Annotated in this window: 1 protein-coding gene; it reads left to right on the plus strand. The window is 42.9% G+C overall.

Annotation, left to right across the window (positions count from 1 at the left end; genetic code table 11):
- Positions 1 to 238 (plus strand): hypothetical protein (locus tag CBI42_RS12075; RefSeq protein ID WP_142294175.1); only part of this gene is annotated, 238 nt, incomplete at both ends.

The raw sequence follows: 238 nt of genomic DNA on the forward strand, positions 1-238 counted from the left end.
AAAATCAAAGACGCGCCTTTCAACGCAGCAAGGATCACTATCGTCATACAATCTCCTACTGTGAAGAAAATATGCCCATTCTTGAGAAACGATTAAGTAAGTATGAAGGCGATATTCAACAGTCTGAAATGTCGAAAGACCAGGCATTTTCTATGACAGTTGGCAAGCAAGCTTTTGAGCAACGAGCTGAAGCAGGGGAATCCCTACACCGTCTTATCCGTCATAATCAAGCTGACAG

The organism is Streptococcus sp. KR, assembly GCF_002238115.1.
Taxonomy (GTDB): Bacteria; Bacillota; Bacilli; order Lactobacillales; family Streptococcaceae; genus Streptococcus.